This window comes from Pseudomonas lini (genome assembly GCF_030812475.1).
GTDB lineage: Bacteria > Pseudomonadota > Gammaproteobacteria > Pseudomonadales > Pseudomonadaceae > Aquipseudomonas > Aquipseudomonas lini_A.
The window spans coordinates 401,148-420,990 of record NZ_JAUSSR010000001.1 but is presented as its reverse complement, the minus strand read 5'-3'; the positions used below and the strand labels follow the sequence as shown (position 1 = coordinate 420,990).

Sequence of the window (19,843 nt, the reverse complement as noted above, 5' to 3'; positions counted from 1 at the left end):
AAAGCGGATTAGACTCGTAGGAGATGTCCTACGGGACTGATGGACCAGTATGACGCGCAGCCCTAAGCCGCTCTCACCCAGCCTGTAAGACTGTCTTACTGCCCAGGGGCGTACGCCATATGAAACCACCTTCCCAGACCAACGCAATTGACTTCGATCGCGCCAAATTGCAACGCCTGGGCTTTGGTCAGCGGCCCTCCCGTCCAGAGAGGTCGGTCAGCTGTGCGCAAATGCGCCAGCAACTGAACCAACTGCTGCAAACCAGCCTCGAGCCGCAACGCATCCTCGGGCTGTTTTTTCGCGAGATCCAGCGCCTGGTCCCACTGGACGCCTTGAGTTACGAACACAAGGCCAGCGACTTGCGCCTGGAGTTCGGCGAACGCGCCCCTCATTCGATCGGCTACAGCCTCAACCATGAGGGCGAGCACCTTGGGCACCTGGTATTTCGCCGCAAGCAGGCATTCAGCGACCAGGAACAAGGCAACCTCGAGTCGATACTGTCCGCCTTGTTGTATCCGATGCGCAATACCCTGCTCTACCGTGCCGCGACCCAAAGCGCCTTGCGTGATCCGCTCACGGACACCGGCAACCGCACCGCCATGGATCAGACCCTGCAGCGGGAGATCGAGATGTCGCGCCAGCACCTGCAACCTTTGTCGCTGTTGATGCTGGACATCGATCACTTCAAACACGTCAATGACATTCACGGGCACAGCGCTGGCGATGCGGTGCTGAAGGCGGTTGCCAGCTCGATCAAGCACCAGCTGCGCAACGTGGACATGGTGTTCCGCTTTGGTGGCGAAGAGTTCCTGATTCTGCTTTCCAACACCGGCCGGGAGGCGGCCGCCATGATCGGCGAGCGGTTGCGATTTGCGGCGCAGGAGCAGAATTATGCCGCGGATGGCAAATCGATCGAGCTGACGGTCAGCCTCGGCTGTTCAACCCTGTTGCCCGGCGAGTCCGCCGATAGCCTGCTGCGACGGGCCGATAGCGCCCTGTATGTGGCCAAGCGCGCAGGTCGCAACCGATTGGCGATGGCGGGGTGAAGGCCGCCAGGCGGCCCGCACTCAATAGCGCTAACGGACAGTGCCGCGCAACTCGCCTACCAGCCCTTGCAGCCTGGCCGGTTCGGCCGCCTCTACTGTCACCGCGGGGCCTGCAACCAGGGTTACTCGCGACCACAACCGACGAAACACCCCTTTGTCCGGATCGCGACTGAAAAAACTGCCCCACAATCCCTGCAGTGCCAACGGAATCACCGGCACCGGCGTCTCTTCGAGAATCCGCGTCAGGCCGCCCTTGAATTCATTGATCTCGCCATCGGCGGTCAGTTTGCCTTCAGGGAAGATGCACACCAGCTCACCGTCCTTCAGATACCGGGCAATGCGCGTGAAGGCTTTTTCGTAAATCTGGATGTCTTCCTGACGCCCCGCGATGGGAATGGTCCCGGCCGTGCGAAAGATGAAATTCAGCACCGGCAGGTTGTAGATCTTGTAATACATCACAAAGCGAATCGGCCGACGCACCGCACCACCGATCAGCAACGCATCGACGAAGGACACATGATTGCAGACCAGCAACGCCGCGCCTTCATCAGGAATCAGTTGCAGATTGCGATGCTCCACGCGATACATGGAATGGCTGAGCAGCCAGATCATGAAGCGCATGCTGAACTCGGGGACAATCTTGAAGATGTAGGCGTTGACCCCGATGTTCAACAGCGACACCACCAGGAACAGCTGCGGGATCGACAGATTGGCCAAGCTCAGCAACACGATCGAGACAATCGCCGAGATCACCATGAACAGTGCGTTGAGAATGTTGTTGGCTGCAATCACCCGCGCCCGCTCGTTCTCGGGGGTGCGCGACTGGATCAGCGCATACAGCGGCACAATATAGAAGCCGCCAAAGATTCCCAGGCCGAGAATGTCCATCAACACCAGCCAGGCATGACCAAAGCCAAGGATCTCGACCCAGCCGTGACCGTCGACGCTGCCCGGAATTCCACCGGAATGCCACCACAGCAGTAACCCGAACACCGTCAGGCCGAACGAGCCGAACGGCACCAGGCCGATTTCGACTTTGCGCCCGGACAATTTCTCGCAGAGCATCGAGCCCAGCGCGATCCCGACCGAGAACACCGTGAGAATCAGCGTCACCACGGTTTCATCGCCGTGCATCCACTCCTTGGCGTAAGCCGGGATCTGTGTCAGATAAATCGCCCCGACAAACCAGAACCAGGAGTTGCCGACTATCGATCGCGACACTGCCGGGGTCTGGCCCAGGCCCAGCTTCAGGGTTGCCCAGGATTGACTGAAAATGTTCCAGTTCAGGCGCATCTGCGGCGAAGCGGCCGCGGCACGCGGGATACTGCGGCTGGCCAGGTAACCAATGACCGCAATGCCAATGATCGCCGTGGAGACGATAGGCGCGTATTGGCTGGACGACATCATGATCCCGGCGCCGATGGTTCCGGCGAGGATCGCCAGGAAGGTACCCATCTCCACCAGGCCGTTACCGCCCACCAGCTCTTCTTCGTGCAAGGCCTGGGGCAGGATCGAGTATTTCACCGGGCCGAACAGCGCCGAGTGGGTGCCCATGGCAAACAGCGCCACCAGCATCAGCGACAGGTGATCGAACATGAAACCGACCGCCCCGACCGCCATGATGGCGATTTCCCCGAGTTTGATCAGGCGGATCAGCGCATCCTTGGCGAATTTTTCGCCGAACTGCCCGGCCAGCGCCGAGAACAGAAAGAACGGCAGGATGAACAGCAGCGCACACAGGTTGACCCAGATCGAGCGGTCACCCTCGATCGTCAGCTTGTACAGAATGGCGAGGATCAACGACTGTTTGAAGATGTTGTCGTTGAAAGCACCCAGCGACTGTGTGATGAAAAACGGCAGGAAGCGCCGGGTGCGCAGCAAGGTGAACTGTGAGGGATGACTCATCTTCCGTGTCCCTGATTTTGGTAAAGAGTGGCATGGATACGTTGATTGGAATGCCGAACGTCGATCCAGGCCACACATTACCTAATCCTGGACGCTTGTTTCTTAATCCTGTGGGACAAGGCGAGAAAAAAAAATTAAACATTCATTCGACGTTGACGCTACAGACGCTGGCAGAGCGCTGACGCATCAAGCCCACTAACGCCCCCAGAGACAGCATAATCAACATCGCGCCATAGCCATCAGCCGTCGCCACCAGGCCAAATGTCCGCGTCAGGTTCCCCGCCAATATCGATGGCAAACAGAACGCCAGATAACTCAGCACATAAAACGCCGACATCAAACCGGCCCGCTCATGGGGCAGCGCCAGCGGCACCAGACTGCGCACGGCCCCCAGGAACCCGGCGCCGAATCCGCAACCGGCCACCAGGGTGCCGAGGAAAAACAGGGACAGGCTGGCACCGTGCACACCCAGTAAAACCATTGCGACTCCTGCTGGCAACAACGTGCCACCCAACAGCAACGCCTTGGAGGCGGGCCGATTGCGCAGAACAAAGATCATCAACGCGCCGGTCAGGGTCAATACCGCCACCGTCGCTCCGCCAATCAGGTTCGAATCCGAGCCCGTGGCCGTGCGCACCAACGAAGGAGCCAGCGATGCATAAAAACCGCCGAGCGCCCAGGTCGCGATATTCAGCGGCAACACTCGCCACAAGGTGGAACGTACCTGGATCGGTACATGCAGGGTCGGACGCAGCGCCCCCCAGGCACCCGCTTGTGGACTGACCGTTTCAGGCAGGTGCCAGACGTACACGCCTTGGCTCACAAACAGCGCCAGCAACACCCAGTAGGTCAATTGCAACGGCAGTGGTGCAAACTCGGCCAGCAACCCACAGCCCATGGCTCCGACCGCCATGCCCAGCAATGGCGCGACACTGTTGACCAGCGTTCCCTGGTGACGATCGGTGTCCAGCAATGCGGCGCTCAGTACGGCGGTGGCCATCCCCGTCGCAAATCCCTGAAGCACCCGCGCACCAATCAACCACGCCACGCTGTCGGCATTGATAAATAGCAACATCGCCAGGATGTTCAGTAATACGGCGGTAAAAATGACCGGCTTGCGGCCCAGGTAATCCGAGAGCGAACCAACCGTCAGCAGCGCCACAAGTAAACTGATGGCGTAGACCCCGAAAATAACGGTCAGGGTCGCTGCCGAGAACTGCAGGAGCTCCTGGTACAAGTGATACAAGGGTGTCGGGGCAGTGGAAGCGGCGAGAAAACTGAGTAAGGTGATGGCCAGGAACCACAGGCTTGCACGGTTGGAAGCAGGACTGTTTGATATTGAATCGCGCATTGCACACTCCACAAAAGCTAATTTTTTGCTTTTGCGGAGTGTGCTACTGGCGAACGCTTAAAGCAAATTCTTTGTGTTAAGGTCCGATGCATGGCTATTAAAGAAGGTTTACGCCCCGGCGGCCGTAGCGCCAGGGTGCAGGAGTCGATTCATTCGGCCGTCCGTGACCTGCTCCAGGAGCAGGAGCGCTCTACCGTGACCGTCCCACAAATCGCCGCTCGCGCGGGGGTCACACCGTCGACCATTTACCGGCGCTGGGGCGACTTGCCGACATTGCTGGCGGATGTCGCCCTCGCCCGCATGCGTCCGGATAACGAGCCGGCCAACACCGGTAGTCTGCACGGCGACGTGTTGGCCTGGGCAGAACAGTATCTGGACGAGATGAGTTCGCAACCCGGTCGTCACATGCTGCGCGACGTGCAAAGCAGCACGCTGCCGATTTATTGCGCAACCATCATTGGCGGGCAGTTGCAGGCGATTCTGGATCGGTACCCCGATCAGCCGAAGCCGAGCGTCGATCGATTGATCAACCTGGTAGCGGCGCCTACGGTGTTTCGTATCCTGTTTTCAGAGGCGCCGCTGGAGGTTGGGGAGTTGCATCGGTTGATCGAGATTGCGTTGAGTCAGTGAGGCCGCTATCGCGGGCTTGTCGGATCGCCGCACCGCCGCGAAGAGGCCCGCACAGACAACTGAAAAGCTGACTGACTCCCACCCCCGCGACACCCCACCACGCCACGACCTTGGTCGACACTGACTAACGCTGGCGCTCGTGCGAGACTGTCTCACCGGGCGGGAGTCCCGGGTGTCTTTTCCGGAGTTACCATGTCGCTGTCCAGCGGGCTGATCGCCACCGTCGCCCTGGCCTATATGGCCATCCTGTTCGCCATCGCCTTCTACGGTGACCGGCGCAGTGCGCCATTGCCGCCGCGCGTGCGTGCCTGGGTGTACAGCCTGTCACTGGCGGTCTATTGCACCAGCTGGACCTTCTTCGGCGCCGTGGGCCAGGCTGCCGAACAACTCTGGTCATTCCTGCCGATCTACCTCGGACCGATCCTGCTGCTGGTCTGCGCGCCGTGGGTCCTGCAGAAAATGGTGATGATCAGCAAGCAGGAGAACATCACCTCGATTGCCGACTTCATCGCCGCGCGTTATGGCAAGTCCCAGGCACTGGCCGTGGTGGTGGCGCTGATCTGCCTGGTCGGTGTACTGCCCTATATCGCGTTGCAGCTCAAGGGCATCGTGCTCGGGGTGAACCTGCTGATCGGCGCGGGGGCGGACGCCACGGGCACTCGCGCCCAGGATACGGCGCTGGTGGTGTCGCTGGTGCTGGCGCTGTTTACCATCGTCTTCGGTACCCGCAACCTCGACGCCACGGAACACCACCGCGGCATGGTACTGGCGATCGCGTTCGAATCCCTGGTCAAGCTCTTCGCGTTTCTCGCGGTCGGCGCCTTCGTGACCTACGGTCTCTACGACGGTCCCGAGGACCTGTTCGATCAAGCCATGCTCGCCCCACGCCTGGAGGAATACTGGAAGGAAACCGTCAATTGGCCCTCGATGGTGGTCCAGACCGGTGTGGCGATGATGGCGATCATCTGCCTGCCCCGCCAGTTCCATGTAACCGTGGTAGAAAACATCGATCCCCAGGATCTACGCGTGGCCAAATGGGTATTCCCGGCTTATCTGGCGCTGGCGGCGTTGTTTGTCGTCCCGATCGCTCTCGCCGGCCAGATGCTGCTGCCCAGCTCGGTGTTGCCGGATTCTTTCGTCATCAGCCTGCCCCTGGCGCAGTCTCACCCGGCCCTGGCATTGCTGGCGTTTATCGGCGGCGCCTCGGCGGCGACCGGCATGGTGATCGTCGCCAGCGTGGCGTTGTCGACCATGGTCTCCAACGACATGCTGCTGCCATGGTTGCTGCGACGCAACAACGCCGAGCGGCCGTTCGAAGTGTTTCGCCAGTGGATGCTTTCGGTGCGCCGGGTCACTATCGTGGTGATTCTGCTGCTGGCCTACGTCAGCTATCGCCTGCTGGGCTCGACCGCAAGCCTGGCAACCATCGGCCAGATTGCCTTCGCCGCCGTCACCCAACTGGCCCCGGCCATGCTCGGCGCGCTGTACTGGAAACAGGCCAACCGTCGGGGCGTATTCGCCGGTCTAGCCACCGGTACGTTCCTCTGGTTCTACACCCTGGTCCTGCCGATTGCCGCCCACAGCCTGGGGTTGTCCTTGAGCAGTTTCCCGGGCCTGACCTGGCTGCACAGCAACCCGCTGCACCTGCCGATCACCCCGCTGACCCAAGGCGTGGTGCTGTCCCTGGCGGGCAATTTCACCCTGTTTGCCTGGGTGTCAGTGCTGTCGCGCACCCGGGTTTCTGAACACTGGCAGGCCGGGCGCTTCATCGGCCAGGAAATCAGCGCCCGCCCCGGTTCCCGTTCCATGCTGGCGGTACAGATCAACGATTTGCTGCAATTGGCGGCTCGCTTCGTCGGTGAAGAACGCGCCCGTCAGAGTTTCATCCGTTTTGCCTACCGCCAGGGCAAAGGCTTCAACCCGAACCAGAACGCCGACGGTGAATGGATCGCCCACACCGAGCGCCTGCTGGCCGGTGTGCTCGGCGCTTCCTCGACTCGCGCAGTGGTGAAGGCGGCCATCGAAGGTCGGGAAATGCAACTCGAGGATGTCGTGCGGATCGCCGACGAAGCCTCGGAGGTGCTGCAATTCAACCGCGCCCTGCTGCAAGGTGCAATCGAGAACATCACCCAAGGCATCAGCGTGGTCGACCAGTCACTCCGGCTGGTGGCGTGGAACCGGCGCTACCTGGAGTTGTTCAATTATCCGGATGGCCTGATCAGCGTCGGGCGACCGATTGCCGACATCATTCGCTACAACGCCGAACGCGGCCTGTGCGGCCCAGGCGAAGCGGAAGTGCACGTCGCCCGCCGCCTGCACTGGATGCGCCAGGGCCGCGCCCATACGTCGGAACGATTGTTCCCCAACGGCCGGGTGATCGAGTTGATCGGCAACCCGATGCCCGGCGGCGGTTTCGTCATGAGTTTCACCGACATCACCGCGTTCCGCGAGGCCGAACAGGCGCTGACCGAGGCCAACGAAGGCCTGGAGCGACGGGTCACCGAGCGCACCCATGAATTGTCGCAGCTCAACGTGGCCCTGACCGAAGCCAAGGGCACCGCCGAGTCGGCCAACCAATCGAAAACCAGGTTCCTGGCGGCGGTCAGCCATGACTTGATGCAACCGCTGAACGCGGCGCGGCTGTTCTCCGCCGCCCTTACTCACCAGGACGACGGTTTGTCCAGCGAGGCGCAAAAACTGGTGCATCACCTGGACACCTCGCTGCGCTCGGCCGAGGACCTGATCAGCGACTTGCTGGACATATCCCGCCTGGAAAACGGCAAGATCAACTCGGATCCCAAGCCGTTCGTGCTCAATGAGCTGTTCGATGTCCTCAGTGCCGAATTCCAGGCACTGGCCCAAGACCAGGGGCTGAAATTCCGGGTCAGGGGCAGCAAGTTGCGGGTCGACAGCGACAGTAAACTGTTGAGGCGGATCTTGCAGAATTTCCTCACCAATGCTTTCCGCTACGGTAAAGGGCCGGTGCTGTTGGGGGTTCGACGTCGCAAGGGCGAATTATGCCTGGAGGTCTGGGACCGTGGGCCCGGCATTCCGGAAGATAAGCGGCAGGTGATCTTCGAGGAATTCAAACGTCTCGACAGCCACCAGACCCGCGCCGAGAAAGGCCTGGGGCTGGGCCTGGCGATTGCTGACGGCTTGTGTCGCGTGTTGGGGCACACCTTGCAGGTGCGCTCCTGGCCAGGCCGCGGCAGCGTGTTCAGCGTCAGCGTGCCGCTGGCCCGGGCGCAAACCGCAATGCCAGCCAAGGTCGTCGAACTCAACGGTAAACCGCTGAACGGCGTGCAGGTGCTGTGTATCGATAACGAAGACAGCATCCTGATCGGCATGAACAGCTTGCTGACACGCTGGGGTTGCCAGGTCTGGACCGCACGCAACCGCGATGAATGCGCGGCGCTGCTCAGTGATGGAATGCGTCCGCAACTGGCGCTGGTGGATTACCACCTGGACCATGGCGAGACCGGGACCGAGCTGATGGCCTGGTTGCGCACCCGATTGGGTGAACCGGTGCCGGGCGTGGTGATCAGTGCCGACGGGCGACCCGAGATGGTGGCGCAGGTGCATGCGGCCGGGCTGGATTACCTGGCCAAGCCGGTGAAACCAGCAGCGTTGCGGGCGTTGCTGAGTCGGCATTTGCCGTTGTAGTGCAATAGTCGGAAGCAGTGAGGCTGCCGCTCCGGCAATCATGCAGTCGACACATCCCTGTAGGAGCCGGCTTGCCAGCGAAGAGGCCATAACATTTAGCATTAATGTCGTCTGACACTCCGCCTTCGCCAGCAAGCCGGCTCCTACAATCGCGTGCTGCCGCAGGCTTGGGCCGCGTTCGGACGATCTTTATTCCGGCAACTCGGCCAAGCCATCCACATCCGTCATCGCCCGCTCCAGCAAATCTGCCGGCAGGCTCTTGCTCGCCCGCGCCCCCAGCAATTTGAGCTGCTCGCTGCGACTGACCAGGTTGCCGCGCCCTTCGGTCAGCTTGTTGCGCGCGGAGCTATAGGCCTTGTCCAGTTGCTGCAAGCGATTGCCGACTTCATCCAGATCCTGAATGAACAACACGAACTTGTCGTACAGCCACCCTGCTCGCTCGGCAATTTCCCTGGCGTTCTGGCTCTGGCGCTCTTGTTTCCACAGGCTGTCGATGACCCGCAGCGTCGCCAGCAGCGTCGTCGGGCTGACGATCACGATATTGCGGTCGAAAGCCTCCTGGAACAGCGTCGGCTCAGCCTGCAACGCGGCGGAAAACGCCGCTTCGATCGGGACGAAGAGCAAGACGAAATCCAGGCTGTGCAAACCGTCGAGCCGCTTGTAGTCCTTGCCGGACAGGCCTTTGACGTGATTGCGCAGCGACAGCACGTGTTGCTTGATGGCGATCTGGCCGATGGCATCGTCTTCGGCCGCCACGTATTGCTGATAGGCCGTGAGACTGACTTTGGAGTCGACCACCACCTGCTTGTCGCCGGGCAGATAAATGATCACGTCCGGCTGGAATCGCTCACCGTCCGGCCCCTTGAGAGTGACTTGGGTCTGGTATTCGCGCCCTTTCTCCAGGCCGGCATGTTCCAGCACCCGCTCAAGAATCAATTCGCCCCAGTTGCCCTGGGTCTTCTGCCCTTTCAGAGCCCGGGTCAGGTTGGTGGCTTCGTCACTCAGGCGCAGGTTCAGTTGTTGCAGCCGCTCCAGCTCCTTGGCCAGGGAGAAACGCTCGCGGGCTTCGGCCTGATAACTTTCCTCGACGCGTTTTTCGAAGGACTGGATGCGTTCCTTCAAAGGATCCAGCAACTGCCCCAGACGCTGCTGGCTGGTTTCGGCAAAACGCTGCTCGCGCTCGTCGAAGATTTTGCCGGCCAGTTCCGCAAACTGTGCGCGCAGCTCATCTCGAGAACCTTGCAGGTCACTGAGACGCTGCTGATGGCTCTCCTGCTGCTCACGCAGCTCGGCGTTGAGCGAAGCGGTCTGGGCGTCCAGACGACGCAATTCGGCTTCTTTACCGGCGCGCTCAAGGGTCCAGGCATGGGCGGCATCACGCGCATCGTCACGCTCGATCTGCAGCAGTTCGACCTCACGGCGCACGGCGGCCAGGTCTGCTTGCCGGGCGGTGTTGGCCTGACTCAGATCGGCGATTTCATCGCGACAGGCTTCGAGCTGGGCGTTCAATCCATCCTGGGCCAGGTGTGCCGTGGTCAGACGCTCTTCCAGCAGCGCCACCTCTGACTGCATCGCGCCCGCCCGGCGCTGAAGCTGCCAGGCCAGTACCAGCAACGGCAACGCAGCACCCGCCAGACCGAGCAATGCGCTGGTCACGTCCATAGCCATAGCCACTCCTGCCCATTTGATAAAACTTGAAGGTTAACCAAGGCGTCGGGTCTTGGACAGCTCAGTCTTCGATCAGACCCAGTTCCTGCAGGGCGCGTCGATCCCCTGCCCGTGCAGCCTGGCGCAGCAGGTCCTGACCGATTCGACGATCCCGGGCATTGCCGCACTCGCGGCACATCAGTTGGCCAAGACGACTTTGCGCGGCGACGACACCTTCACGGGCCGGTTGCTTGAGCAAGCGTCCGGCGAAGTGTTTGACGTTGGTGCTTTCACCCAGACGCGGGCTGTCCAGCAACCATTCGGCCACTCGCATCGAAAAACGCTTGGGCGGGGTAACACTTGGGGGCGTGGAAGGTACTGAGATTGATACTGAGCGAAACTTCATAAAGCACTGTGGGACAGATCGGAAGGCGCGCCACTCTACTCTTTTTTTCTTACAGGTAAAGCTTAAAAAAACCCGGCACGCCCGTCCTAGAGCAAGCGCTCGGGACAATCCACAGAAGCTGTGGATAACTCAGTGGACAACCGCCCTTGAACTCTCGCAAAGCCCTATGGAATGGGGCTCGCAGTCAAACTGACGATTTTTTCACCAGTAAAAAAAAGCGATGTTTTTCATTGACTTAAATTTTAGTTACAGGCAGCCACCAAGGCTGGAGGCGAGATGACAGCGCGGTGACAACCCGCGGAACCCATGTGCACAAGTACCTTTCAGGCAGTTATATCGGTTGGTTTTTTCGGAGTTTTTTCTTGTCTGCCTTGGGGATAAAGCGTGGCAAACCTATGCTCCACACCAGTGTGAAATCGACGAGCGTACCCAACCGACTGTCGGAACCTGTGCTACTACATCGGGAAGTCGCCGGTCTTGAGCGTCCCATGACGCCCGGGCCGCAAGGCAAAAAACCAATGGCGGGCATCTTTTTTGCCAAGACACTTCCCTTTGCCAAACCAATCCGATACTATCCGCGGCGTTAGTACCAAGCTGAAAGTCAATTCTGGTCGAACAACTCCCCCCGGTTTGCCTTCCCAAAGGAAGCCTCTACCGAATAAACGGGATCGACCACCTCGATGGTTTCCAGGTAAACCTTGCGTCAACACAGCCTTTGAATCGAAAGCAAAGGGTGTTGCGAAGCCACTTACTCTGACCGAACCAACCTGCAAATTGATCAGGATCTTCACCCCGGGCCCAGAACCTTTGCCCTTGATGTGTTGCCTGCCCTCCTAAGTACCTACCTGCCAGCCCAAGCGCGCCAATTATCAGCGCTTCAAACTGGCTGCTTTGTTCCAGTCGGGTTCTTCGTTCGACCAACGGTGGTCGTCGTCACTGGAACGTTTTAATTTTGCACGGCTCTTATCCGTGTCGCTTGTAGGAACACCCAATGACCATGTCCACTCAAATCCACACCCAGGATGCTATCCGCACCTTGACCAACGCTTTTGCCCCAATGAACTGCCTGATCATGGCTGCTCGCAAAGGCTGTTTCAGCTTCACCCTGGTTAATGAACACGGCATCGCCCGTCACAGCGAACGCTTGTACCCCGATCAATACTCCAGCGCCGAACCGCTGCAGGCCGTGATCGAGCGTACCCGTCAGGCACTGGTTGCCTGATACGCCAGCAAGACTGAAAACCTCAAAAGCCTCGCTCAAAAAGCGGGGCTTTTTATTGCCCGATATTTCCCAATTCGCCGCTGCGGCCTAAGCACCAACGGATATAAGGGTTATAACTCGCAGCCAGAAATATTTTAAAAACAGGCCTTTACGGCGCGAATATGACACTACACTTCAACTCAAGCGGCTTGTTCCGCTTCCGGCGAGCCTGAGTCGATCCACTGCTGCCAAGGCCCCCTTTCAGGACTCGCCGACTACTTCACGTTTCGAGGGTGTTATGGGTATCGCTGCCAGCGAACTGTGCCGTTATGTGATCCGTCCGACATTGATCTACCTCGGGCGCCATAGCGCAACTGCCGAATCCCTGCTGCTGGGTATTGCCGCCAGCCAGTCCTCCCTGGGTTCCGCCCTGCATGACCGCCGTGGACACGGCCTGTATCGAATCGCCGAACCTCGCCACCGGGCTCTCTGGGACCATTACCTGGCACTTGACCCGGAACGCGCCAGCCTGGTTCGCGGACTGGCCAGCCAGCATGCATTTCTCAGTAGTCCGCACCTGGAATTGACCGTCAACCTGCGTTACGCCACTGCCATCGCCTGGCTACTGGTGGAAGAACAGAATACCCCCCTCCCCGAAGCCGCCGATGACTTGATGGGTATGGCGCGCATCTGGCGCCAGACCTTTCACCCCCAAGGACGCCTGCGTGACTTTACCTTCGCCTGGCAAACCTGTGTTTCACCGCTGAATCAGGTTGCCTGCTGACCCTCATTTTCGAAAGATCGTGCAACATGCCGCGAATCTGGTCGGATTGTCCTACAAAACCGCTCTAAATCAAGCGATACAGCCTATAGCGCCCGAACGAAATTCTTGGTAATTTTCGCCCCGGTGATCACCAGGAGTTCTAATAATGAAAAAAGTAATGCTCAAAACCACCCTTAGCCTCGCCGTTGCCTTGGCATCCACCCAGATCTTCGCAAGTGGCTTCGCCCTCAACGAACAAAGCATCAGTGGCATGGGCACAGGTTTTGCCGGGCGATCTTCTTCTGCCGACGACGCATCCACCGTTTTTGGCAACCCTGCCGGCATGTCTCGCCTCAAGCGCGAACAAGTGACCGGTGGCGTTGCGTTCATCGACGCGCACACTGACATCAGTGATGCCAGCTCCCGCCCGAACGGCGGCACCAACAAAGGTGACATGGTCCCTTTCATGGGCGTGCCGATGGGCTATTACGTCAAGCCAATCGATGACCGATGGGCTGTCGGTTTCGGCGTCTACGCTCCATTCGGCCTGGTGACCGACTACGAGAACGGCTTCGCCGGCCGTTACTTCGGCAGCAAGAGCGAAGTCAAGATCGTGACCCTGCAGCCAACCGTCAGCTATGCCTTCAACGACAAGGTGTCGATCGGTTTCGGTCCGACCATCAACCGCATTGACGGTAAACTCGAGTCGAACCTCTCGCTGAACCCGCTCGCACCGGACGGCGAAGTCAAGATCAAGGGTGACGATACCGCGCTGGGCTACAACGTCGGCATCCTGGTTCAAGCCACCGACAGCACCAGCGTCGGCCTGACTTACCACTCGAAAGTGAAGTACAAGATTGAGGGGGATACCAAGGTCAACTACGGCCTGCTCGGCGCCCTGGGTCAGAACCCGAACCAGAAGTTCGACGCTTCGCTGGACATCACTACGCCTGAATCTGTCGACTTCTCGGTTACCCACAAGCTGGACGACCAGTGGACCCTCTACGCTGGCAGCACCTGGACGCGCTGGAGTCGCCTGAAAGAAATCAGCGTCGAGAACAGCGGCGTTCCTGCTGCGCTGAACGGCAGTTTCGGGACCATCACCGAAGAACAGAACTGGCACGACACCTGGGCTCACGCTATTGGCGCCTCCTACCAGTTGAACAAGCAATGGGTACTGCGTACCGGTCTGTCCGTTGACCAGGCGCCGACCAACAACGAAAACCGCTCCCCACGCATCCCGACTGGCGATCGCACAATCTTCAGCCTCGGTGCTGGCTGGAGCCCGACGGACGACCTGACCATCGACGTGGCGTATTCGTACTTGCATGAAGAGTCGGTCAAGGTCAACGACAACAACGGCCGCCAGGCTTACGACGCCAAGTATGAAAACTCGGCAAACGGCTTTGGTGTCGGTGCGACCTACCGCTTCTGATGATTCACGGCGAACCTGATCGCCTCGCCGCCTGAATTGAAAAAGCCCCGCGCTCTTGCACAGAGGCGGGGCTTTTTATTGGACGATGATCGCCCCCCCCCTGTAGGAGCGAGCTTGCTCGCGATGGACGTTAACGATGACGAGGGCAGCCTGGATAAACGCGGCGCCCTGACGTTTTTCGCGAGCAAGCTCGCTCCTACAGGGGGGATCAGGGTTGCGATGCCAGGGCTTTCTCCACCGCTTCGAGGAATTCGGGATCGTCGGGCTTGGTCAGGCTGGAGAAATCGGCGATCACCTTGCCCTTTCGATCGACCACGTACTTGTAGAAATTCCACTTCGGCGCGCTGCTCTGTTTCGCCAAGACCTTGAACAGGTGAGTCGCATCGTCACCGCGGACTTTCTGCGGCTCGGTCATGGTGAAGGTTACGCCATAGTTCACGTAGCAGACCTTTGCGGTTTCTTCGCCATCCCTGGACTCCTGCTTGAAGTCGTTGGACGGAACGCCAATCACCTCCAGCCCTTGAGCCTTGTAACGCTGATTCAGCGCTTCAAGGCTTTTGAACTGCGGGGCGAAGCCACAGAAGCTCGCCGTGTTGACCACCACCAGCGGTTTGCCGGCGAAGCGCTGGCACAGGTCGATGGATTCCTTGGCGCGCAATTTGGGTAACGAACCCTGCAACAGATCGGGGCACTCTGCCGCTTGAGCCAATCCGGTAAACGCTACCACTAACGCGGGAACTGCAAACCAGCGCATCAGCATGTCGGTGCATCCTTGAGAAGTCGTCAGTCACGACGTTACTCGTCCTCACGGCCTGCTAGCAAGCACCCATGCCCAACTGCATCAATGCCAACCCGCCCTGATGCCAGCCCCACCACGCCAGGGCCAACAGCAATGTGCAGACAGCCGTCAGCGCAATCCGTGGCCAGAGACTGTTCATACCGCACTCATCCGGGTTTGCAGGCGCGCCACGGGCCGCTCACGCACCGGCCAGTTCAGGGCGGCGGCCAACAGGCTCAAGAGAATCGCTACCTGCCAGATCAAGTCATAGCTCCCGGTTCGGTCATACACCACCCCGCCCAACCAGCCGCCGAGAAACGATCCGAGCTGGTGGAACAGGAACACGATCCCGCCCAGCATGGACAGATTTCGTACGCCGAACAAGGTCGCCACCGTGCCGTTGGTCAAGGGCACGGTCGACAGCCACAGGAAGCCCATCGCCATGCCAAACAGATAGGCGCTGGTCGTGGTCACCGGCGCCCACAGGAACAACCCGATCACCACCGCCCTTAGCAGGTACAGACCGGTGAGCAAGCGCGGCTTGGACATCCGCCCGCCGAGCCAGCCCGCCGTGTAGGTGCCAAAGATATTAAACAGCCCGATCAGCGCCAGCACCGTGGTGCCGACGGTGGCTGGAAGATGCTGGTCCACCAGATAGGCCGGCAAGTGCACGCCGATGAACACCACCTGGAAGCCGCAGACAAAAAAACCGAACGCCAGCAGCCAGAAGCCCGAATGGGCACAGGCTTCGCGCAGCGCTTCGGACAGGGTTTGCTCATGCCCGAGGACCGGCAGCGGTTTGTCCTTGAGCATCGTCACCAGCGGCACGATCAGCGCCACCAGCAGGCCCAGCACCAGCAATGCCGCGGACCAGCCCAGCCAGCCGATCAATCCCAGCGTGCCGGGCAACATGGCGAACTGGCCGAAGGAACCGGCGGCACTGGCGATGCCCATGCCCATGCTGCGTTTCTCCGGCGGCACCGCCCGGCCCACCACGCCGAGGATTACCGAAAACGAGGTGCCCGACAGACCGATACCGATCAACAGCCCGGCGCTGAGCGACAACGTCGCGGCCGAGTCGGACAGGCCCATGAACGCCAGGCCCAAGGCGTACAGGACACCCCCGATCGCCACCACTTTCGCCGCGCCGAAGCGGTCGGCCAGCGCGCCGGTAAAAGGCTGGGCCAGCCCCCAGATCAGGTTCTGCAAGGCGATGGCGAAGGCAAAGGTCTCACGCCCCCAGCCAAACTCGGCACTCATCGGCGCCAGGAACAGCCCGAAGCCATGGCGCACCCCCAGGGACAACGCAAGAATCAGAGCACTCCCCAACAGTACCCATCCGCACGTACGCCACATCGATGTCATTTTTGTTCTCCAGTTGCGGGCATATACCCGCTTATAAGCGGAAAAACCGGCTTCACGCCAGTTCGTCCAACAACTTCAGCAAGGTTTCGCGCTTTTCGGCGCCCAGTCGATCCACCAGGCGCTGTTGCGCTGCTTCCCAGGCCGGCAACGCCGCTTTCAGGCGTTCGGCGCCGGCCTCGGTGAGCTTGACGATGCGATTGCGCAGGTCCTCGCCCTCGACCAGCATCACCAGCCCGTCGCCCTCCAGCACCCGCAGATTGCGCCCCAAGGTACTGCGATCCAGCCCCATGGCCTCGGCCAGGGTGGAAATACTCGGTTGATCCAGGCGCTGCAGATTGCACAGCAAAGAATACTGGGCAACGTTGATCCCGAAGCCATCGAGAGCGCCGTCGTAGTGCCTGCTGACGCCACGGGCGGCGCGACGCAGGTTGATGCATAAACATTGGGAGTCGAGCATGGTGCGTGTATATACCCGCGGTTGGATTAAATCAAGTTGGAGATGAAGTTCACTCTGAAATTTTGGGTGTCTGGCAGAGCGCTTTCGCGAGCAAGCCCGCTCCCACAGGGGATCGCATTTCATTCAAACAACCCGGTCGACTGTGGGAGCGAGCTTGCTCGCGAAGAGGCCGGGACATCCACCACAACCTTATCTGACCAACGCCAGTCCGGTCAGCACCACAACCTCCAGCAATTCCAGCAACGCCCCCGCCGTATCACCCGTCGTCCCGCCCAGCCGTCGCAGCATCACCTGCCGCAACCAGACAAACAGCAACGTTGCCAGCACAACCGCCCACACACCGCTCAGCCCCGCAACCAGCACACAGGCCACCGCGCTGGCCGCCAATGCCTGGTTCCCCGCCCGACGCGGCAGATGATCGGCCAGCGCCTGCCCCAGACCGCCGGGACGCACATACGGCGTGGTCAGGAACAACCCCAACATCGCGCCACGGCCAATCAATGGAACGATGATCAAGGCAACGCTGTGCTGCTGCTCGATCAACGCCAGCAATGCGGTAAATTTGAGCAGCAGCACCAGCACCAGCGTCACCACTGCGATCGGCCCGCTACGAGGGTCTTTCATGATCGTCAGCGTGCGCTCGCGATCACCAAACCCGCCGAGCCAGGCGTCGGCGCTATCGGCCAGGCCATCGAAATGCAACCCGCCACTGAGCAACACCCACGCTGTCAGCAACAACGCTGCGTGCAGCATCAACGGCGTGCCCAGCAGGAGCCAGTTCAGCGCCCACAGCAGCACGCCGAACAGCAACCCGACCAGTGGATAAAACAGCAAGGAGCGGCCCATTTCCTGTGGCGTAGGCATGCCCGGCAGACGTATCGGCAGGCTGCTCAAGAATTGCAGGGCGATCCAGAACGGCAACATGTTCAGCTCGCTTCCGTTAACAAGCCGCAGGACCCGACGGCCAGCGAAAACAAGGCGCCATGGCCGACCTCGACGTTGAGCAACTGTTCACGGGGCAATCCCCGCGCCTGGGCCAGCAACAAACGCATCACACCGCCATGGCTGATCAGCAATATCCGCTGCCCCGCGCAGCTCGCATGTAAACGCCCGAGCGCTGCCAACACCCGTGTCGAAAAATCCTCGACCCGCTCACCTTCAGGCGGCGTAAATGAATAGGGATCGGCCCAGAACAGTCCCAACGCTTGGGCGTCGGTCTCCATCAACGCTGCTGCGCTCTGCCCTTCCCAGGTCCCGAAATGCAATTCCTGAAGATCTTTATCCAGGTGCACGGGTAAACCCAGTTGCGTGCCGAGCTCCTCGGCGAACCGTGAACAACGCTGCAATGGCGAACTGACCAACCGATCCCACGGCCCGCGCTTGAGCACCGCCGCACGCATCTGCGCCCAGCCTTTTTCGGTCAGCGCATCGTCGAGGCTGCCGCGCAGGCCACCGCCGAGTTCGGTTTCGCCGTGGCGCAAGAGATCAAGGTGCAAGGTCATGCCGGACGATCCGCTACCGCGGCTTCGGCGAAGGTCGCCATCTGCCCGTGAAGATCGCAGGCCAGACGCAGCAACGGTACCGCCAATGCGGCGCCACTGCCCTCGCCCAGACGCAACCCCAGGTCCAGCAGGGGTTCGGCGGTCAGGGCTTGCAACACATGGCGATGACCCGGCTCGGCGCCGCGATGGCCAAACAACAGCCATTCGCGGCACTGCGGGTTCAGGCGTACCGCGACCAACGCGGCAACGCTGCAAATGAACCCGTCCACCAGCGCCGCGACACCTTCCTGGGCACACGCCAGATACGCACCGACCAGTGCCGCGATTTCAAACCCGCCGAGGTTGAACAGGGTTTGCAGCGCGCCGCCACGCCGGGCGTCGTGCAACGCCAACGCGCGCTCGATGACCTGTGCCTTGTGGCTGACGCCCGCCGCATCGAGTCCGGTGCCGGGCCCGGCCAGATGCGGCACCGGGCAATCGAGCAAGGCGCAGGCCAGGGCGCTGGCCGCCGTGGTGTTGCCGATGCCCATTTCCCCGCCGATGAACAACTGCGCGCCCGCCGCGAGGGCGCGCCGCACGCTGTCGCGACCGGCCTGCAAGGCGAGTTCGCCTTGGGCCCGGGTCATGGCCGGACCGTCCACGAAATTGGCGGTGCCCGGACCGAGGCTGAGGTGACGTACCCCCGGGAGATTCAATGACGGCGTCACGGTGCCCAGATCGACCACTTCAAGGGAGGCCCCCAGTTGCCGTGCCAACACGCTGATCGCCGCACCGCCGTTGACGAAGTTGAGCAGCATCTGCCCGGTGACTGCCTGGGGGAACGCCGACACCCCTTCGGCGACCACGCCATGGTCACCGGCGAATATCGCGATCCACAGCTGATCCAGGCTCGGCTTTACCCGTCCCTGCAGCCCGGCCAATTGCACCGCCACCGATTCGAGACGGCCGAGGGAGCCGGCAGGTTTGGTCAGTTGCTGCTGACGTGCCTCAGCCTGTTCGACGACTTGGGCGTCGATCGGCTTGCACGGGTTCAGCCACCAGGCTTGAGTCATGACGCAGTTCCTTTCAAAGTCAGGGGCAGGCCGGCGACGGTCAGGACGACGCGCTGACAACGTTCGGCCAAGGCTTGATGCAGCCAGCCGGCTTCATCGACATAGCGGCGAGTCAATTCGCCCAGTGGCACGACACCCATTCCGGTTTCGTTGCTGACAAAAATGATCTCGCCCGGCAGCGATGCCAGGCAGTCGAGCATGGCTTCGCGTTCGGCGGTCAAACGCTCGGCGTCGTCAAGCATCAGCAGGTTGGTCAGCCACAGGGTCAGGCAGTCCACCAGCAGGCAATGATCGGCGCTGGCGGTATCGCGCAGCACGCGGGCCAGTTCAATGGGCTCTTCGATCAATGCCCATTCGGCCGGACGACGGGCGCGGTGATGGGCGACCCGGTCGTTCATTTCGCCGTCCAGGGGTTGGCTGGTGGCGATGTAGGTCACCTGGAGGCCGGTGTCGGTTGCCAGCTTTTCAGCCAGGCGACTTTTGCCGGAGCGGGCGCCGCCGAGGATCAGTTGCAGCATGGTTCATTCCTTAAAATCTTCGGTGAGGCGTCTGGCCTCATCGCGGGCAAGCCCGCTCCCACAGGGTTTCGCGTCGGGAGCAGGTTTTGTATATGACGAAAATCCCTGTGGGAGCGGGCTTGCC

18 protein-coding genes are annotated in these 19,843 nt (G+C 60.7%); 6 read left to right on the top strand and 12 right to left on the bottom strand.

The window, feature by feature from the left end; translation table 11 throughout:
• Nucleotides 1–119 precede the first annotated feature (119 nt).
• Nucleotides 120–1,046, top strand: a complete 927-nt coding sequence (locus J2W17_RS02060; RefSeq protein WP_307328415.1) for a GGDEF domain-containing protein — start codon at nucleotides 120–122, stop codon at nucleotides 1,044–1,046.
• Nucleotides 1,047–1,076: 30 nt separating this feature from the next.
• Here J2W17_RS02060 and J2W17_RS02055 read toward each other — a convergent pair whose 3' ends face one another.
• Together J2W17_RS02055 and J2W17_RS02050 are read right to left on the bottom strand one after the other, a co-directional pair.
• Entirely contained in the window at nucleotides 1,077–2,951 is a 1,875-nt protein-coding gene (locus J2W17_RS02055) for an MFS transporter (RefSeq protein ID WP_307328411.1), read from the bottom strand.
• Nucleotides 2,952–3,093: 142 nt separating this feature from the next.
• On the bottom strand, nucleotides 3,094–4,302 hold the full coding sequence (locus tag J2W17_RS02050; RefSeq protein WP_307328408.1) for an MFS transporter: 1,209 nt from the start codon (nucleotides 4,300–4,302) through the stop codon (nucleotides 3,094–3,096).
• Between the two features lie 90 nt (nucleotides 4,303–4,392).
• Between J2W17_RS02050 and J2W17_RS02045 the strand changes: the two genes are divergently transcribed.
• Nucleotides 4,393–4,932 carry a TetR/AcrR family transcriptional regulator gene (locus J2W17_RS02045; protein WP_307328404.1) on the top strand — a complete coding sequence of 180 codons (540 nt, stop codon included), beginning with the start codon at nucleotides 4,393–4,395 and terminating at the stop codon, nucleotides 4,930–4,932.
• Between the two features lie 192 nt (nucleotides 4,933–5,124).
• A complete protein-coding gene (locus J2W17_RS02040) occupies nucleotides 5,125–8,595 on the top strand; it encodes a hybrid sensor histidine kinase/response regulator (RefSeq protein ID WP_307328401.1) in 3,471 nt (1,156 codons plus the stop codon).
• A 189-nt stretch (nucleotides 8,596–8,784) separates the two neighbouring features.
• Here J2W17_RS02040 and rmuC read toward each other — a convergent pair whose 3' ends face one another.
• The gene (gene rmuC, locus J2W17_RS02035) at nucleotides 8,785–10,149 is read right to left on the bottom strand and encodes a DNA recombination protein RmuC (RefSeq protein ID WP_307329451.1); all 1,365 of its coding nucleotides are present in this window, start codon (nucleotides 10,147–10,149) and stop codon (nucleotides 8,785–8,787) included.
• A gap of 175 nt (nucleotides 10,150–10,324) precedes the next feature.
• Nucleotides 10,325–10,648: a sel1 repeat family protein gene (locus J2W17_RS02030; RefSeq protein WP_307328398.1), complete on the bottom strand. Its 324-nt coding sequence runs from the start codon at nucleotides 10,646–10,648 to the stop codon at nucleotides 10,325–10,327.
• Nucleotides 10,649–11,645: 997 nt separating this feature from the next.
• Between J2W17_RS02030 and J2W17_RS02025 the strand changes: the two genes are divergently transcribed.
• The 3 genes from J2W17_RS02025 (at nucleotide 11,646) to J2W17_RS02015 (ending at nucleotide 14,047) form a co-directional block, all read left to right on the top strand.
• On the top strand, nucleotides 11,646–11,870 hold the full coding sequence (locus J2W17_RS02025) for a hypothetical protein (RefSeq protein ID WP_007898912.1): 225 nt from the start codon (nucleotides 11,646–11,648) through the stop codon (nucleotides 11,868–11,870).
• Nucleotides 11,871–12,147: 277 nt separating this feature from the next.
• Nucleotides 12,148–12,633, top strand: a complete 486-nt coding sequence (locus J2W17_RS02020) for a hypothetical protein (protein WP_307328395.1) — start codon at nucleotides 12,148–12,150, stop codon at nucleotides 12,631–12,633.
• Nucleotides 12,634–12,778: 145 nt separating this feature from the next.
• Nucleotides 12,779–14,047 (top strand): OmpP1/FadL family transporter, encoded by a 1,269-nt coding sequence (locus J2W17_RS02015; protein WP_307328392.1) that lies wholly within the window; start codon nucleotides 12,779–12,781, stop codon nucleotides 14,045–14,047.
• 208 nt (nucleotides 14,048–14,255) lie between these two features.
• On the opposite strand, the gene J2W17_RS02010 is transcribed toward J2W17_RS02015, so the two are convergent.
• The 8 genes from J2W17_RS02010 to cobU form a co-directional block, all read right to left on the bottom strand.
• A complete protein-coding gene (locus tag J2W17_RS02010) occupies nucleotides 14,256–14,807 on the bottom strand; it encodes a glutathione peroxidase (RefSeq protein WP_307328389.1) in 552 nt (183 codons plus the stop codon).
• 55 nt (nucleotides 14,808–14,862) lie between these two features.
• Nucleotides 14,863–14,985 carry a hypothetical protein gene (locus tag J2W17_RS02005; RefSeq protein WP_307328387.1) on the bottom strand — a complete coding sequence of 41 codons (123 nt, stop codon included), beginning with the start codon at nucleotides 14,983–14,985 and terminating at the stop codon, nucleotides 14,863–14,865.
• Nucleotides 14,982–16,190, bottom strand: coding sequence for an MFS transporter (locus J2W17_RS02000; protein WP_307328383.1), 1,209 nt, complete (start codon nucleotides 16,188–16,190; stop codon nucleotides 14,982–14,984). The genes J2W17_RS02005 and J2W17_RS02000 overlap by 4 nt, the downstream gene beginning before the upstream one ends.
• 52 nt (nucleotides 16,191–16,242) lie before the next feature.
• On the bottom strand, nucleotides 16,243–16,647 hold the full coding sequence (locus J2W17_RS01995; protein WP_307328380.1) for a MarR family winged helix-turn-helix transcriptional regulator: 405 nt from the start codon (nucleotides 16,645–16,647) through the stop codon (nucleotides 16,243–16,245).
• Between the two features lie 189 nt (nucleotides 16,648–16,836).
• A complete protein-coding gene (locus J2W17_RS01990) occupies nucleotides 16,837–17,571 on the bottom strand; it encodes an adenosylcobinamide-GDP ribazoletransferase (RefSeq protein WP_307328377.1) in 735 nt (244 codons plus the stop codon).
• A gap of 2 nt (nucleotides 17,572–17,573) precedes the next feature.
• Nucleotides 17,574–18,149: an alpha-ribazole phosphatase family protein gene (gene cobC, locus J2W17_RS01985; RefSeq protein WP_307328375.1), complete on the bottom strand. Its 576-nt coding sequence runs from the start codon at nucleotides 18,147–18,149 to the stop codon at nucleotides 17,574–17,576.
• On the bottom strand, nucleotides 18,146–19,201 hold the full coding sequence (cobT, locus tag J2W17_RS01980; RefSeq protein WP_307328372.1) for a nicotinate-nucleotide--dimethylbenzimidazole phosphoribosyltransferase: 1,056 nt from the start codon (nucleotides 19,199–19,201) through the stop codon (nucleotides 18,146–18,148). The genes cobC and cobT overlap by 4 nt, the downstream gene beginning before the upstream one ends.
• On the bottom strand, nucleotides 19,198–19,719 hold the full coding sequence (gene cobU / locus J2W17_RS01975; RefSeq protein ID WP_307328369.1) for a bifunctional adenosylcobinamide kinase/adenosylcobinamide-phosphate guanylyltransferase: 522 nt from the start codon (nucleotides 19,717–19,719) through the stop codon (nucleotides 19,198–19,200). The genes cobT and cobU overlap by 4 nt, the downstream gene beginning before the upstream one ends.
• Between the last annotated feature and the right edge of the window lie 124 nt (nucleotides 19,720–19,843).